Here is a 16,264-nt window from a genome sequence, read left to right as displayed (position 1 = left end):
GACTTTACCTTCTTTCCCATCAGGCACTGTATCAGCTTCACTGTTTCGTCGCTTTAACGCTTATGTACTTTCAGCATTTTGTTTAATGACGTTATTAAGCTCGTTCGCCTTGGCTCAGGTGCCCAATGCCTTTGACGATCCGTTCGTGGATGAACCCCAGTTTTTAGATGTAGACCAAGCGTTTGCGTTTGATTTCAACCAAAAAGGCGACGTGCTTACGGTAAGCTTCGATATTGCGGAAGGCTATTATCTGTATCTAAAGCAGTTTAAGTTTGTGGCGAAACAAGCCGAAATTGGCGAGCCTAAGTACCCAAGTGGGGTAATGATTCAGGATGAGTTTTTTGGCGAGTCTGAAGTGTTTTACAACGGCGTATCTATTACCTTACCCATTGAGTCAGCGAGCAGTGACGGCGTAGTAAAAATTCGCTATCAAGGCTGCGCTGACGCAGGGCTTTGCTACCCGCCCACAGTGAAAGTCGTGTATTTAAACGAAGTGGGAAGCAGTGCAGTTGCTGATACAGATACGACCTCAGAATCAAATGACGCAGCGGCCTCTTCGCAAAGCGAGCAGTTCGATTTAGCGCAAAGGCTAATCGATAAAGATAACCTTACTCTCACTTTAGCTCTATTTTTTGCACTAGGTGTAGGCTTAGCTTTTACCCCTTGCGTGTTCCCCATGTACCCCATTGTGTCGGGCATTGTGATTGGTCAGGGCAAACCTAAAACCGCATCGCATTCATTCTGGCTAACCTTTGTTTATGTACAAGGCATGGCAATTACATACTCGCTGCTTGGATTAGTGGTTGCGGTAGCCGGCGCGCAGTTTCAGGCTGCGCTGCAACACCCTGTGGTGCTGGGCGTATTCATTGTGCTATTTGTGGCGCTTGCCGTTGCCCTGTTTGGTGGCTTTGAAATTCAGCTACCGGCAAAGTATCAAGAAAAGCTCACTCACATGAGTAACAATCAAACGCCCGGCAGTTTCGCAGGTGTATTTGTTATGGGTGTATTGTCTGGCCTTATCGCTTCGCCCTGCACGACGGCCCCGCTAACCGGCATATTGTTATTCATCGCCCAAACTGGCGATATGACGCTAGGTTTTATTTCTCTTTACTTGTTAAGTATTGGTATGGGCGTTCCACTTATTCTGTTCGGCATGACAGGTGGAAGACTCCTACCTAAAGCAGGTAACTGGATGAATGTGGTTAAGGTGACTTTCGGCTTTATGATGCTTGCCGTGGCCATTGTGTTTATTGAGCGTTTATATAATAGCCGAGCCACTGGCTTCCTATGGGGATTGCTTGGCTTCGGTTTATTCGGTTACTACTGGGTACTCAATCGCGCCAGCAAAAACTCACTGATGAAGCTTGTACGTGCTGTTGTGGTGGCAATAGGCATTATGGGAAGTGCTGGCCTTACTTATCAAGCAGGGCTAAACACAGGGCTTTGGGGCGAGCACTCTGATGGTGTCCACGCAGGGCATCCAGACTTTGTTGTTGCGCGAGACTTGGCAGACTTACGTAATAAAATAGCGGCGGCTAACACAAAAGGTAAAACCGTGATGGTCGATTTGTACGCCGACTGGTGCGTAGCCTGTAAGGAGTTCGAAAAGTACACGTTTCCTGACGAGAAAGTTGTATCTGCACTTAGCAATACGGTATGGATGCAAATGGACCTTACCGATAACACACCAGAACGTCAGGAGATTTTTGACACCTTTACTGTGCTAGGCCTGCCTACCATTTTGTTCTTTGACGAAAACGGCGACGAGCTAACCAAAGCTCGTGTCACCGGGTTTATGAAAGCAGACGCCTTTGCCGGTCACGTAAACGAGTGGCTTAACAATGGGTCTAACACTAATGACGGTCAAAGTGGTCGCTTGGACTAAGGCGCGTCGATTCCAGGACTTTCCTCTTCTCATATGGCGAGTATGGCGAGCGGTGCGAAGCGCCGCTCTCTTTATCTTGGGTAGAAACGGGGTTCAGAAAAGAAGGTTGGATTCAATGCTGGCCTTCTTATTTATTTCGCTCACTTTTTCCCTATCAGTAACAGCGAAAACCACGGGGTGCTTTGATAACAAACGCTTTTGTTTTGAGCTTACGCCTTCGTCTTCTTCTCTTTATTTAGTCTCAGTACAGAGAAAAGTAGAATTGCCCGTAGCGCTAACTCTGTATTCCAATGTGATGCAAGACATTCCCACAGGCAATGGGGAGCTTAGATCAAAAACCCACGTTAACGCATTTTTAGATACCAATGACCAAGTGCCCCTTGGCGTAGTAAAAAATGCCGACGCATTCTGGGCATCTATGCGCGTTAAATGGACGGTGGGGCGCGTAGACGCGATACACGACAACGCCTATACGTATCTGCCACCGCTACAACCAGCTAGCAAATACCTTATTGTTCAAGGCTTTAACGGCAATTTTAGTCATTCTGGGGCGTCAAGATATGCTCTCGATTTTGCCGCGCCTGTAGGTACACCTATTTTAGCCGCCCGGGAAGGCGTAGTGATCGACACGAAAGATGACGGCACGAAAGGCGGGCCAACGCCGAAGTTTGCAAAATACGCTAACTACGTTGTTATTCTTCATAGCGACGGAACCACCGGCGAATACTACCACCTGAAATATAAAGGTGTAGTAGTAACAAGAGGGCAAACTGTAAAGCGCGGGCAGCTTATCGGTTATACTGGCAATACGGGGTTTTCTTCCTTACCCCACCTTCACTTTGGCATTTATGTAGCCAAATTCCATGGTAAGTACGTGAGTGTGCCGTTTTCCCTCGACAGCGCCCTAACTAAGGCCTCGCCTTAGCATTTATAGCAATACATACTGATACTTTTCGTTAAAACTGCCATCTCATCCCCCACTAATGCCTTCTGAGAGTGCAGCATGCTGCGGTTTCACAGGCAGCAAATAAGCAAACTTTCCAATAAACTTTGCGCCGAAAACACCTGATTAGACCAGTATTTTGCTGCGAAATCTTTATCTATCACTATAATCAGCAATTAACACAGTAGACAAGAAAATTAATTGGCTTTTTTTCGTGCAACTGTCACAAAATTTTGTTGAAATGGCAATAACAGTGACTTTTTCCCGAAGATAGCAGCAAACTAGATGAATATTTTGTTATTGAATGGCCCTAACTTAAATATGTTAGGCCAAAGAGAACCCGACAAATACGGCACGCAAACCTTGCAAGACATCGTTGATGATTTGCAGGCGCAGGCTGAGTCGAGCAACGTGACCTTAACGCATTTTCAGTCAAACGCGGAGTTTGAACTGATCGATCGCGTGCACGCTGCTATGGGTACTGTTGATGCCATTATTATTAATCCTGCTGCCTTCACGCACACCAGCGTCGCTCTTCGCGATGCATTATTAAGTGTCAATATCCCGTTTATTGAGGTGCATTTGTCGAACGTTCATGCCCGTGAACCGTTTCGTCACCATTCCTATTTTTCTGATGTTGCAGCTGGCGTCATTGTTGGCCTTGGTGCCATGGGCTACTCGCTCGCGCTTACTGCAGCAATCAATTTACCGAAATCGCAAAAATAAAGCAGAGACAGAACATGGATATTAGAAAGATTAAAAAACTCATCGAACTAGTGGAAGAATCTGGCATTGCCGAGCTAGAGATCACTGAAGGCGAAGAGTCTGTACGCATCCACCGTGGTCCAACGGGTGTTCAAGCGCCAATGAACTACAGCTTTGCAGCACCAGCGGCACCGCAAATGGCACCCGCTCCAGCGGCGGCCGCTACCACTGCTTCTGAAGCACCAGCAGAGCCAGCTCAGCCAGAAGGTCACGTTGTTAAGTCTCCAATGGTCGGTACGTTCTACCGTGCATCTTCACCAACGGCAAAAGCATTTGCAGAAGTGGGTCAGCAAGTGAAAGTTGGCGACACGCTTTGTATCGTTGAAGCGATGAAGATGATGAACCAAATTGAAGCAGATAAAGCCGGTGTGGTTAAGGCAATCTTGGTTGAAAACCAAGACCCTGTAGAATTTGACCAGCCAATGTTCATCATTGAATAAGCGAGTGCTTAACTATGCTAGATAAAGTACTTATTGCTAACCGTGGTGAGATTGCCCTGCGTATTTTGAGAGCCTGTAAAGAACTAGGCATCAAAACCGTAGCAGTGCACTCTACTGCGGATAAAAACTTGAAGCACGTGTTGCTGGCTGACGAATCAATTTGTATTGGTAAAGCATCGGCAACCGAAAGCTACCTGAACATTCCTCGCATTATTGCTGCTGCAGAAGTCACTAACTCTATTGCTATTCACCCAGGTTACGGTTTCCTAGCGGAAAACGCAGACTTTGCTGAAGCGGTAGAAAAAAGCGGCTTTATTTTCATTGGCCCTAAAGCTGAAACTATCAACCTTATGGGTGACAAAGTTTCTGCTATCAACGCCATGAAAAAAGCAGGCGTACCGTGTGTACCCGGTTCCGACGGCCCGCTAACTGACGACGTAGAGCGCAACAAAGCCATTGCTAAGCGCATTGGTTACCCAATCATCGTTAAAGCTGCGGGCGGCGGCGGTGGTCGTGGTATGCGCGTGGTGCGCAGCGAAGCTGAGTTGATTAAAGCCATTGAAACAACGCAAGCGGAAGCTGGCGCTGCATTTGGTAACTCAACGGTTTACATGGAAAAATTCCTTGAGAACCCACGTCACGTTGAAATTCAGGTATTAGCCGATGGCCAAGGTAACGCTATTCACTTAGGTGAACGTGACTGTTCAATGCAGCGTCGCCACCAAAAAGTTGTTGAAGAAGCGCCTGCACCGGGTATTTCTGAGCAAATGCGCACTAAGATTGGCGATCGCTGCCGCAGAGCCTGTATTGAAATTGGCTACCGCGGAGCAGGTACATTCGAGTTCCTGTATGAAAACGGTGAATTCTATTTCATTGAAATGAATACCCGTATTCAGGTAGAGCACCCAGTATCTGAAATGATCACAGGCGTTGACCTTATTAAAGAGCAGCTTCGCATTGCAGCCGGTCAGCCACTATCAATTGATCAGTCGCAAATTCAAATTCGTGGTCACGCTATTGAATGTCGAATTAACGCAGAAGATCCACAAACCTTTATTCCTAGCCCTGGCCCTATTGATATGTTCCATGCGCCAGGTGGTTTAGGTATTCGTTGGGAGTCGCATATTTACGCGGGCTACCACGTGCCTCCTTACTACGACTCAATGATTGGTAAGCTTATCACTTATGGTGAAAGCCGCGACGAAGCGATTGCTCGTATGCGCCACGCCCTTGAAGAGATTGTGGTTGAAGGGATTAAAACGAACATCCCTCTTCAGCGTGCCATTATGGCCGATGAAAACTTCTTCGCGGGTGGAACCAACATCCACTACCTAGAGAAGAAGCTAGGTTTAGCCTAATCCCCCCTTTGGGCTACACGCTGTTTTTTGTGTAGCCCAATTTTCTTTCTTCGCTATTCGCTATTCGCTATTCGCTATTCGCTATTCGCTATTCGCTATTCGCTATTCAGCACATTCTAATTTTCCGATTACTACAATCAATTTTTAACGATTTTCCAATTTAAAAACTGGTTCTATACTGCATATAAGTTTTAAGACATCTCCCTGAGTTTTAATGCTTTTGTGTGTTTTACCCTCATTGGAGTCCCACTCCACTTATTGCCGGCATCCCTGCCGGCTTTTTTTTGTATTTTTTTCTTAAGCCGTTATATGTTGCGCTAATTAATGTATAAACTACTTAATCATGTTGTTTAGGGTTAAACAGGTGCGAAATCCTTTTTTGTTTATTTTACCGCTGATAGCCATTGCAGGAACTAACGCGCAGGCAGAACAAATAGCGCCCACCTTCTCACAGAAGCTAGATATTCAGGTTCGTTACGATAATCGTTCTAACCGCCCAAGCCGCGAACAATATCGACTGCGTTACTATCCCTCTCTTGCCATCACTTCTGCGTGGTCAGTAAACAGCTTTGTGGTGACTGGCGATGACTTTTCATCAAGCCACAATACATTCGGCAGCGACAACACTGATTATCTCTACGCAAGGCGACTGTACTTAAGGCATGAAACCGATTCGGGGAAAACTGAGTTAGGTGTTATTCCAACTTACAAAGGGCGTGTTTCTTCCACCGGCTTGTCAAAAGATGGTTGGATAACGGGGGTACGTCACGTGAGGCAATTGCAAAACGACACCGCCATTGAAATAGTCGTTGGTCAACTTGCAAATGCTGAAGCATCTGAAGCCTTTAATATTGGCGAAGAGGATGAGTATTTCGAAATTGAATATTCGGCCAAGATGGGACAACGACATAGCTACGAAGCCAGTTTTGAAAGAATGCTGAACGGTACATTTGCCAGGGCAGAATATCGATTACGTATTAATGAACAAGATACCGCGTTCATTGAATTAGTGCAGCGTACTGATGAAAGTGCTGCGAAAGTTGTAGTGGGCACCAGCGGCGAATTCACTGCAAGCGCTTTTAACACATCATATCCTATCGAATATTTTGCTTACTATTCCTATATAGACAGTAGTTTTGGTGAGCGCGCTGAATTAATTGAAGACTTTTTAGGAACTGGTCACGGCGGCTCTCTGGAATTTAGTGGCGTGCTATCTGAGAAGCATGATGTTGAATGGTTTATAAGAGCTGATGTGGTAGATAGCGTCAGTCGATTATTGGCAGGAGTAAAACTCTCCTTCGATAGTTGAATGAAACGAAGCGCCTACACCACATAAAAAAGGCCCATCAAACGATGGGCCAAACAGCAAGAACGCGTACACACTTTAACAGTGCATAATAAATTACGGCTTGTCGCCATTGTGAGTTCAGTTGCCGCAGATTACGTATTTTTAATCTCTTAAGCTTTAAACTTAAAGTTGAGTTTATTAAACTTTAGTCTAATGAAGCGCTAAAGCTCGTATTGTTTAACTCTAATAATCGTAATCTGAAGGTGTTCTTGTGCCCAGCCGTTACGCTCAGTTCAAAGAAAAACTTCCCATTTCCCGACTCTCCGATGAAGCGCTTCTTGCGTTTCGCGTCCTTTTTGATGATCCTCTCGATATCGTAGACTTAGCGCAAGATATATCTGACTTAACGCTTTACCCGGAACGGCTGAAAGACAGTTATAGAAAGGAGTGGGAAGCCTACGTGCTAAAGGCACTGGCGTTTGAGATCAAACAACATACAGACGTTTCTCCTGCAGAGTTCATTGAGCTTGTCATGAACAAGGTAGAAGCGATTCAGCAAAATGACAACACCTATCAAAATCTATTGCGTCAGGTTCACCACGCTAATAGTATTTTGCAATCAGAAAACACGATCGTTTTTCCCACGCCCATGCGTCAGCAGTTAACTGCGTTTCTTTTGCCGATTACTACTATTTCGCCTCCCAAAAAATAAAGGCAGCTCCGCTTCTATAGGAAAGGCTTCTACACGCTACTTATTAGCGCCTTTAAATTTGTATTGAGAGGGGCAGTATCCTCTGTCCACACCTTCAGGGCGCAGGCTGGCATGTTTGGTTTTTCTACCCGACACGCGCTCTCGCCAGTTCTTGAAGGTTTTCTGTTTAAGATTTTTACGCATAAGCTTTATCACATCTTTTTCAGGCAGCCCGTACAAACGCTCTATTGCCTCGAAAGGCGTACGGTCTTCCCACGCCATTTCAATTACACGTGATTCTTGTTCTTCAGTTAATGCCATTTCTTACATCTCAATATGCGTGTTTAACCCCACTACATACTTATTTTCGGCTCATTTTGTTCAGTTCAAGTACGCTAAACTTACAAACAATTAGTGGCCGACTTAAACGCTCACTTGCTCATCGTCTTTTTCAAATGCTAGCTTCAACAACTCGGCGGCGGCCTTCGCATCGCTCAGCGCGCGGTGATGCTGCTCCATTTCTATGTGAAAATGCTTTGTTAAGTTTGCCAGCGAGTAAGAAGGCAGCCCAGGATAGGTGCGACGCATTTCGCGAACGGTACACATTTTGGGTCGCCTGAAACTTTGCTCTAGTCTTGCAAACTCTTGCTTGATGAACCCATAGTCAAAGTTTACGTTGTGAGCCACGAACACAGCGTCTTCGGTGAAATTTGCCACGTGTTCCGCTACTTCAGCAAAAAGCGGAGCATCTGCCACCATGTCATCCGAAATTCCAGTAAGGCGGGTAATGTTGCTAGGAATTCGGCGCTGCGGATTTAACAGGGTTTGAAACCTGTCTACCTCTTTCCCACCAACAAGTTTTACCATACCTATTTCGGTAATCCGGTTGTAGCTGCTGTTTCCTCCAGTGGTCTCTATATCTACCACAACATAAGGCTGTGCTGGGTCGCGTATCCATTTCACTGTTGTTACCGCAACGTCAAATCCAGCTTGCTGCAAACGTTGAATTGAAACCAGCTGATTTCGGCGAAGCTGATCGCCAGGCGCTTTGATTTCTTCAAAGCGAAGTGCGCCGTCAAATACCATGATATCGGGGAAGCCATCTCGGAGACTCTCAAAGTCTTTGCACATCATGCGAAGTAAAGCATAAATAGAATCTAGCGAACCATGCTCAATTAGCGCTTCTATAGGCGTAAGCAAATGACTAGACCACATAAACAGGCTATTCACTTTGCCATAGTGCATCGTGGCCATTTTGTGAATATGAAAACGCAGTTTTTCTTTGCTATCAAGCGCCTGTAACAACGCTTCAATACTGTGTTTAAACTTGGCGTAAAAGTTATTCTGTTTAAGCGATAACGGTCTGCGATCAAACTCCGTAACCAGCGTGTCTTCTTCGTAAAGTTGCTTCCAAAAGGTAAGGCCGAACAAACTGCGCCATAATCGGTTTTCCGTGCGCCAGCCTTCAATGCCGTGCCGCGCATAATGCGCCAGCACACCACGCTCAACCTGTTGGTTTTGGCTTACATCAATATCCAGTGTACGGCTAGCATTGCGAAGCATGTCGGTAACCGTACTGGTGCGTTTTTTGTGGTATTTACGGGCATAGAAATCTTCTGCAAATGCTAACAGCGTATCCGATTGCGGATTATCAATTATCTCTTCAAGGGTCTGTTTAACACTATTTTCATTTCCGTCCTTGTAGCTCTCTCTCAACCACTTTTCTTTTGCCTTATCGCTTTGCGCCGCTTTCAATACTTCTAGCCCTTTCGCTCTATCAAACATCAGCACTTTTAGACCTAGTGCATAGAGAAACTGGTCGCGATAAAAACAGGCCGACACACCTTCTGTAATGGGCAGTTCACCTTCGGCAATGGCAAGCAACATATCATCGTTATAAAAAGCTAACTGGCTGTAATGGTTGGCGTAAAACCATGACGCTTGGGCGTCGCTTTTAGTTTCAAAACGCGCCGTATCCGTTACGGAATCAGAACGGGTTCTCATTACGCCTAAATCGCGCATAGAAAACTGATTTAGACGGCTTTTGGTGTTACCAAAATAGATAAACAGCAAATAGCGAAGTGCATTGTCAAACAAGCACACTAAGTAGTTATCTAGCGAAAAGCGCTCTGGCCAGCCTCTACCTTCGATATGTTCATTAAGCAACGTCACGAGTTTAGGCTTGGTGAGAGATGCGAGCCCCTGAATACTGCCGTATTCAGCAAGTAGCTCAAGCAGAGCATCTTTGGTCAAGACACCAGCGATGTCATTAAGCGAAGCGTGGGTAAGGTCACCAAACCAGCCGTTGTCGGTAAGCCAATCTATTTGCTCTTGTGGCACAGCGATTTCGCTATAATTGAACTGCGTCCTGTCAATCACTGCATACTTGCGATTTGCAGCGCGCACAACAATACACTGTTTGTCATCGTCTAACGCTTTAAAACGCCTAACAAAGTCAGTGGCTTCGTCACTTAGAAGCGCCCTGCTAGCACCCTCAAAGAACCCAAGGAACTCGTGAAAGTGTGTAAGGTAATAACGTGGCGGTAAATCTTTTCGCATGAGGTATCTTTGGCTATGAAAACACCAATAGTGTATATTTATACAGCCTCGCGAATCAAATTAAATCCTCCGCGATTGGGTATCACATCTGCTGCCAATAGTGCACAGCGTGTACTTTTACACGCGTACGCGCTGTTTAGACACCCAATGAAAGAACGAAGAAAGCTGCGCATCTGCCAATAAACGCTGCAAATTGAAGTAGTGTTTGGCCAACGTCATCTCATCATAAAATCGATGTATACCGCTGTGACATTGTCTGCAAATGTAAATGCCGTCCTGAAGCTCCGCTTTGCTAAAGTGCTTTTTAAAATAGGTACGCCTGTGCATTTTTCGCGGAATATGATGATGGTAAGTAAGGCGAGTTTCTCTATTACAGCACGGGCATTGACCAACTTTATTTGCCACAAAGTCACCTTTTTCGTCTATCACATCTATTATTTGTGCACCCAATTTTCTGATTACTCATAAACGTCAAATGGCAGTCTTGTCCTTTTCTCTTAAAATCAGATACAAGGGGCGTGTTGAGCATTATTTAAAAAGCTGCTGAACACTATGCTAGAACTAATGGCCGTCAAACCAACTATACAAACACCGAAAGAGTTCTTCATTCACTACCACGACCTTGTCGATGAAGTAAAAACGCAGCTGGATCCATCATGGTCGAAGACAGAAAACAAAAGAACCGGAGAACTTAAGCAACTTAAAGACCAAAGGCATAATAAGCATTCGAAGCTTCGGGAACTTGTCAGCGTTCATCAGTAAACATATTTTGTTTCCAGCAATCAATATCTTGGCTAACTAAGCAAGATCAGTTTACTATCTGATATAAATTGACTTTACCTTCACAATCGGTAGCTTAGTGTTTTTCGGAAAGGTCAAAGCCTCTCTTTTCACTTTCATTTCAAGCTATGCGAGGTTTTATCACCTTTATTTCACGCAATGTGAAACATTCGCCGTGCCCTATTTGTCTCTTTTAGAGAAACATTTGTAACAAACTAGCCATTGTCACTTCAACGAATAAAAGATCCCACATTCATTGCATCTGCTCATATGTGTATGGGATCTCACATTGGCTGAAACCCTGTCTCATATTCTTGATATGAGACTACCTTTCAGAGGGTGGATGGGAAGATATCAGTAAAGCAATATAAATAAGAAGCGTAGATCTGATTGGCAGGCCTCGTGCATAATTCAGGATATTCACTGTAAATCATTCAAGATCATGAGTATGTTCGCAAAGCGGCTTTTGATCAAAAGTGAACATTACTACAAAACTTACCCAAGCTCTTTTATCTAATTGAAGTGAACGATTGAACCTGTTGGAATTAATTGCTGTGATACTCATGCCCCACCCATTTGGATTTTAGGTAAGCCGCCAGAAGAAAATGATTAAATTTCATTCATATTAGAGCGTATTGATCTTTGCTGTAGATATTTTAATCAACTCACATTGGTAACTACATAAGTTCAAAAGCCAGTGCCACCACACTGTGGTAGTTTTTGGTTAACTTGCCATATCGGGTAGCTACGGCTCGATAATTCTTAATTTTTTAAAAAGCATTCTCGACTAAATGGCGATAACGGTATATCGCCCAGTCAATATCAGTGTTACCTGTTTTACTGTTCCTTTTACTCGAGATAACAGTCAAGCATTACGGCTGCTCGCTAGCTCACGTAATGCTTGACTGTTATAGCCTTTGTCGGCTACCACCACTTCAGGATAAGGCGATGACTCAACCAGAGGTTGACCATGTCTGCCATCATGAGCCTGTCCTCCAGACAGCTCGAAGTAGACAGGTAAATCGCCCCTATCAATAGCTAAATGTATTTTCGTTGATTTCCCTCCTCTACTTTTTCCAATGGCTTGTTGTGCCTGAGCGCTCACGTTAGTTCCGCCCTGATGAGCTTTAACCATGCTTCCATCAATGAACAACCATTGTGAGTCATTAATGCGGGATAAAAACTAGAATATCTGTGTTAGCACGCCCTTTTTAGACCATAAATTAAAGCGCTTGAATACAGCGCTCAACTCGCCAAACTCTCTAGCTAAATCTCGCCAAGGAATATCCGCTCACATCCGGTACAAAATACCTTCAAGTGTCATTCAATGTTCAGGCTTATTGTAAATTTGACCTTTTAAATACATGATTCTCGATAGCAGTTTCCAGCTATCATCTGTTAGCATGAGTCTCGGCATTTGGGAAGGTTATGTTGTTTTTTGGCAAAATCATTATAACCGACCCAATTTCTGTTTACTTTTCATACCGAAAAGATCAACACGCTCTCGTTAGCAATCTATAGCAAGTCGAGGAATCTAGAAGCCTGTCAATTTTGGTGATATGCAAATGATGAGTAGTGAGAACAGTAACGAAATGTGGAAAAAGTCTCGCTCTGGTGCCTGGGCAGGTAGAGGATTTCACTATCAACATCTCGTCATCTCACATCTTTTGGTTGAACAATGGGCGGGCTTGCGTTCGCCCAGTATTGTAGTTCCAGAGGGACTTGAAGACTGCGTATTGGAAGGTAAAGAACACTCAATTTGGCTTCAAATAAAGTCAAAAAGTTCAGGGACCATAGGCAAGACTCAGCTAAATAATTACCTCCATAAGGTCCAAATTAAAGCGTCAGAACTTGCTCATTTTGAGAACATAAAATCTGCAATCATTACTGAAACAGATGAAAAAAGCATAGGTAGTGAAGAGCTAAAAGACCTAGGGCGTTCAAAGGGAAGTTTTTTCCATTGCCAAGATCCTGAATTTGCCTCTGAATCAGTCATAAAATCCAGACTGCAGGTTGCGGAAATAGTCGCTGAGAGCATTCTATCTGATATATACAAATGCGTGGCTCAGACATCAGCCGAAAATGCTTCGCTAACATATGAAAGCAGGAAGAAACTCTCCGTTGGTGATATCGAAAAAGTCGTTACCAAAACTTTAGAATTTAGTGATCTGGAGCGCATTGATTTTGCATTGCAGACAAAAATAGTTGTGCCTTTAGATTTATCTCCATTAACGGACGCTTCATTTTACAAAGGGGTTAAAGCTCGTCTCGGGCATGTTTCTGCCGGACTTATTTTTGATGATGAAGAGCGATTGATAAAATATCAGGAAGCGCTCTGTAGCAACAAAATTGTACTTATCTCAGGCCCTTCTGGAGCTGGTAAATCTTCTGCGATGTGGTCTTGTGTTTATCGGCTTACTTCTCAGTTCAGATGGTTCGAGTTAGCTCCCAGAGCAACTATTGATGACGTGGAGGCAATTCTTAGTTTCATTCAGTCTCGGAAACCGTCTTCTAAATCACCAATTGCAATCGCGATGGATGAAATTAATAGCGAGAATATACAAGTATGGAATTACTTAGCGATTGAAGTAAAAAAGCGCCATCATTTACTCCTATTAGGCTCGGTACGGAGTGAAGATTCTTACTTAGTTGAGTCAAAATCAAACATCTGTATTTTTAGCCATGGCCTAACTGAGGGGGTTGCCCAAAAAGTTTGGAAACAGCTAAACAGACGGGGCCAAACAAGTTGGGAGTATTGGAGAGAGCCGTTTGATGTTTCCAAAGGTTTACTGCTGGAGTACGTGCATGTTTTGACGCAAGGGCAACGCCTTTCGGATGTCATTAAAGAACAAGTTGAAACTCGTGAAAAAGAAGAGCGATATGATGAGCTTGCGGTTTTACGAATCTCATCAGCAGCATCTGCGCTCGGTGGAGAGATTGATACAGACAATTTACTCAAAGTTACTGGCCTATCAAGAGAAACTCTATCGAAGTCCCTCAAGCGGCTTTTAAATGAACATTTAGTATTTGAAATTAGGCCAGGCGTATTAGGTGGGTTACATCAACTTCGTTCACTAGAATTGTTTGAGGCATCCCATGACCAATTAGTGTTTAAGTCTGATGACTCGATTTGGAAGAGTCTACAAGCTCTAACACATGATTCAATAGCTACCTTTGTCCTTCGAATGTTGGTTGACCATCAAGAGCAGGACAAATCTCAGATTCTGAGAAAGCTAGCACTGGCTCTTGAAGATAATAAAACGCCCAAGTTTTGGGAGGGCATCCTTAATGGGCTCGGCTTCTATTCATGTGAGCTAATTGCGTCAGATTTGATTGAGGTCTTACAAAAACACCAAGTAAGGAAGTCCGTATGGCTGGCTGTGTCTATGTTTGCGATAGCTGGAATTCAGCCACCTGAGCTATCGAAATCGGTACACTGGGAAGTTGTACTTCAAGCACTGGAAGAGTTTAAATCTTTGGAGCATGTCGATTACAGAAAGTATTGTCTCGAAAGCCTGCCAACTAAAGGAGTACTGCCACATTTGGAAGGGGCTGTTGAAGCCATAGACTTCCTTTCTTCTCTATGTCCAATCGGTAATGTGGAACCCGCTTCTATTTCTGTGCACATCCAAAAGCCAGAAGGTGATATTTTCTCTGAAGATATAATAAAACTCCTTTCGGTTATGTATGCCATTTCGCCTGAGAGTGCGAGAGATTTAGCGGTAAGTTTGGAAGGAGAAAATAAGCTTATTGAAAGTTATGGGTTGTGGAATCCGTGGCTGAGTAATCCTGTAATTGAAACAAATGGTAAGTATGGGAAAACGGTTTGTGCTGACTACTATGTTGTAGATGAAGATACACAAGGGGATATTCACGAACAAGTGGTAATCCACTGCAAAAAACTACTTGCATTATGTCCTAGTGCGGCAGCTGTCGCAGTAAAAGCCACTTTTCCTAACGGTGTTTTATACGAGGTGGGGGGTTATCCCATTGCAGAAAAAAATATTCCTCGAACAAGTTTACCAACAGACGTAAATGTTTCTTGGAACATTATTTTTCACAAACTGATAAATAACAAAGCTTACGATGAAACGAATACTTGCAAAGCAAAGGAATTGACGCAAATTATTAGAAAAGTCGAATATCTGCTATCGGAATACTCAGAGTATTGGATTGGCGCAAAGCCAAAACTAAACAAGGAGAAGTTTGCTCAACGAGTTAACAAGCTTATTAGTGAAGTAAACGAGATTCAGGTGGCCCCTTTTCAGGCCCTTCCAAGACACATGTCAGGGCAAGCTGAAAGCGTTCCGGTCGATAGATTATCTGGTGCTTTGTCTGGGATTTTAACAACCTTGATGAATAAAATGGGTGTCATTAACCTTAAGTCAAACCTAAAAGCTGATGCCATGTATAGTTCAGATTTGGTTAACGACTTGGTTGGGCTAGTTGATTCAGAGATATGGAAGTATATCGAAGATCCACCTTTTTCTGAACTTACCTCAATAGCAAAAAAAGTACGCGATATTTCATCTATCTTTCATGAGTTCTCCGAACAGCAATCAGAATCAAACTTAGCAGAAGTGCTGTTGATGGCCAGAAAAGCAAAAAAGGGTAAAGCTATATTAGAAGCGGCGAGATACTGCAAGAAAAAAGCCAAATCTAGGTTAATAGAACGTCTGACAAGGATCAAAAATGAGTTAAATATTACTGCTCATTTCTATGTCCGACCAACTGACAAAAAGAACACCCACATTTGGCCAAGTCTGGATGTCGCTTTTTTGATAGAAGTTAAAGATTTGCTCACTGGAATAGAGTCTCTCGAACAGTCGCTCTCTGTCTTAAGATGCCTTTCTGAAGAAGGGATTCAGATTAGTGTTGCCATGATTTGTAACGGTGCTGTTTTATCACAATTGGCCGTCAAACCTGCTTTATCATTACCTCTATCACTGCCAGACTTAACATTTGAACAGGACTGGCAAAATATAATTGAAACACCATTTTTTGTGTCCAGATACAATAATCACTTTACTGTATGTCAGAGTAGTATTGATTCACTATCTAGACTTATTGAATGCGTTGATTTAGAGGCTCTGCATAAAGAGGAGTACCAGCTTTACAAACACTTGGAGTCAGAATTTCTAACCAATGCTGATGCCCTCACTGGAGTATGTTTTGATGCTGATGATGGGCAAAAAGTTGAGTTGAAAGATTTACTGGATGAGCAGTGGAAGGATTTATCGGACGAACTAGAGCAACGTAAATTAGGTGCCGATATTGAGAGCCCCCTCTACTCTCAAAATGCGAAGCTTCTTGAAGGACAAGTTCAGGGAAAAGCTGCCTCGTGGGTTGTAGCAAGAATTCTGCTATTGAATATGGAGGTTTTACGGTATGGCTAATATTGTAGAAAAAAGAAGGCCCTCTATTGTACATGAGGGCCTTTTTATAGGTTGGTCGGTCTACATGCGGGAACTAGCACCAGTCCACGTAGGCGACCATTCTTTCAATGTTTCAGCCACTTAGCTATTTGAGCAACTGAACTAAATTAGTGTACTATC

At 43.7% G+C, this 16,264-nt stretch carries 12 protein-coding genes and 1 pseudogene; 9 read left to right on the top strand and 4 right to left on the bottom strand.

Going from position 1 to position 16,264, the window contains the following annotated elements:
- Positions 1–85 precede the first annotated feature (85 nt).
- The 7 genes from MHN02_RS00705 (at position 86) to MHN02_RS00675 (ending at position 7,391) form a co-directional block, all read left to right on the top strand.
- Positions 86–1,885, top strand: a complete 1,800-nt coding sequence (locus tag MHN02_RS00705) for a protein-disulfide reductase DsbD (protein ID WP_239244288.1) — start codon at positions 86–88, stop codon at positions 1,883–1,885.
- Positions 1,886–2,000: 115 nt separating this feature from the next.
- Positions 2,001–2,810 (top strand): M23 family metallopeptidase, encoded by an 810-nt coding sequence (locus MHN02_RS00700; RefSeq protein WP_239244108.1) that lies wholly within the window; start codon positions 2,001–2,003, stop codon positions 2,808–2,810.
- Positions 2,811–3,113: 303 nt separating this feature from the next.
- Positions 3,114–3,554, top strand: coding sequence for a type II 3-dehydroquinate dehydratase (gene aroQ / locus MHN02_RS00695; RefSeq protein ID WP_014999994.1), 441 nt, complete (start codon positions 3,114–3,116; stop codon positions 3,552–3,554).
- 14 nt (positions 3,555–3,568) lie between these two features.
- Entirely contained in the window at positions 3,569–4,033 is a 465-nt protein-coding gene (gene accB, locus MHN02_RS00690) for an acetyl-CoA carboxylase biotin carboxyl carrier protein (protein WP_014951276.1), read from the top strand.
- A 14-nt stretch (positions 4,034–4,047) separates the two neighbouring features.
- Positions 4,048–5,391: an acetyl-CoA carboxylase biotin carboxylase subunit gene (accC, locus tag MHN02_RS00685; protein WP_014951277.1), complete on the top strand. Its 1,344-nt coding sequence runs from the start codon at positions 4,048–4,050 to the stop codon at positions 5,389–5,391.
- Between the two features lie 364 nt (positions 5,392–5,755).
- Entirely contained in the window at positions 5,756–6,700 is a 945-nt protein-coding gene (locus MHN02_RS00680) for a hypothetical protein (RefSeq protein ID WP_239244106.1), read from the top strand.
- Between the two features lie 250 nt (positions 6,701–6,950).
- The gene (locus MHN02_RS00675; protein WP_239244104.1) at positions 6,951–7,391 is read left to right on the top strand and encodes a hypothetical protein; all 441 of its coding nucleotides are present in this window, start codon (positions 6,951–6,953) and stop codon (positions 7,389–7,391) included.
- Between the two features lie 36 nt (positions 7,392–7,427).
- On the opposite strand, the gene MHN02_RS00670 is transcribed toward MHN02_RS00675, so the two are convergent.
- From MHN02_RS00670 to MHN02_RS00660, 3 genes are all read right to left on the bottom strand, one after another.
- Positions 7,428–7,691 carry a TIGR03643 family protein gene (locus MHN02_RS00670; protein ID WP_014977757.1) on the bottom strand — a complete coding sequence of 88 codons (264 nt, stop codon included), beginning with the start codon at positions 7,689–7,691 and terminating at the stop codon, positions 7,428–7,430.
- A 102-nt stretch (positions 7,692–7,793) separates the two neighbouring features.
- The gene (locus MHN02_RS00665; protein WP_014980676.1) at positions 7,794–9,929 is read right to left on the bottom strand and encodes an exonuclease domain-containing protein; all 2,136 of its coding nucleotides are present in this window, start codon (positions 9,927–9,929) and stop codon (positions 7,794–7,796) included.
- Positions 9,930–10,046: 117 nt separating this feature from the next.
- Positions 10,047–10,334 (bottom strand): hypothetical protein, encoded by a 288-nt coding sequence (locus tag MHN02_RS00660; protein ID WP_232375974.1) that lies wholly within the window; start codon positions 10,332–10,334, stop codon positions 10,047–10,049.
- Positions 10,335–10,493: 159 nt separating this feature from the next.
- Between MHN02_RS00660 and MHN02_RS00655 the strand changes: the two genes are divergently transcribed.
- On the top strand, positions 10,494–10,691 hold the full coding sequence (locus MHN02_RS00655; RefSeq protein WP_239244102.1) for a hypothetical protein: 198 nt from the start codon (positions 10,494–10,496) through the stop codon (positions 10,689–10,691).
- A gap of 695 nt (positions 10,692–11,386) precedes the next feature.
- Here MHN02_RS00655 and MHN02_RS00650 read toward each other — a convergent pair.
- Positions 11,387–12,126 (bottom strand): annotated as a pseudogene (locus MHN02_RS00650) (IS5 family transposase).
- Between the two features lie 148 nt (positions 12,127–12,274).
- On the opposite strand from MHN02_RS00650, the gene MHN02_RS00645 reads away from it, so the two are divergent.
- Complete coding sequence (locus tag MHN02_RS00645; protein ID WP_239244100.1) at positions 12,275–16,105, top strand: hypothetical protein; 3,831 nt, start codon at positions 12,275–12,277, stop codon at positions 16,103–16,105.
- The last annotated feature ends 159 nt before the right edge of the window (positions 16,106–16,264 follow it).

Origin of the sequence: Alteromonas sp. CNT1-28 (assembly GCF_022348345.1) — a bacterium.
GTDB lineage: Bacteria > Pseudomonadota > Gammaproteobacteria > Enterobacterales > Alteromonadaceae > Alteromonas > Alteromonas macleodii.
The sequence above is the reverse complement of the archived record's forward strand: the minus strand, read 5'-3'. Positions and strand labels throughout refer to the sequence as shown.

What these genes read in the sequence shown, in the direction of transcription:
- MHN02_RS00645 (WP_239244100.1), top strand. Translation starts at nt 12,275, where the DNA reads ATGATGAGTAGTGAGAACAGTAACGAAATGTGGAAAAAGTCTCGCTCT.
- MHN02_RS00700 (WP_239244108.1), top strand. Translation starts at nt 2,001, where the DNA reads ATGCTGGCCTTCTTATTTATTTCGCTCACTTTTTCCCTATCAGTAACA.
- MHN02_RS00665 (WP_014980676.1), bottom strand. Translation starts at nt 9,929, where the DNA reads ATGCGAAAAGATTTACCGCCACGTTATTACCTTACACACTTTCACGAG.
- MHN02_RS00670 (WP_014977757.1), bottom strand. Translation starts at nt 7,691, where the DNA reads ATGGCATTAACTGAAGAACAAGAATCACGTGTAATTGAAATGGCGTGG.
- aroQ (WP_014999994.1), top strand. Translation starts at nt 3,114, where the DNA reads ATGAATATTTTGTTATTGAATGGCCCTAACTTAAATATGTTAGGCCAA.
- MHN02_RS00705 (WP_239244288.1), top strand. Translation starts at nt 86, where the DNA reads ATGACGTTATTAAGCTCGTTCGCCTTGGCTCAGGTGCCCAATGCCTTT.
- MHN02_RS00655 (WP_239244102.1), top strand. Translation starts at nt 10,494, where the DNA reads ATGGCCGTCAAACCAACTATACAAACACCGAAAGAGTTCTTCATTCAC.
- accB (WP_014951276.1), top strand. Translation starts at nt 3,569, where the DNA reads ATGGATATTAGAAAGATTAAAAAACTCATCGAACTAGTGGAAGAATCT.
- accC (WP_014951277.1), top strand. Translation starts at nt 4,048, where the DNA reads ATGCTAGATAAAGTACTTATTGCTAACCGTGGTGAGATTGCCCTGCGT.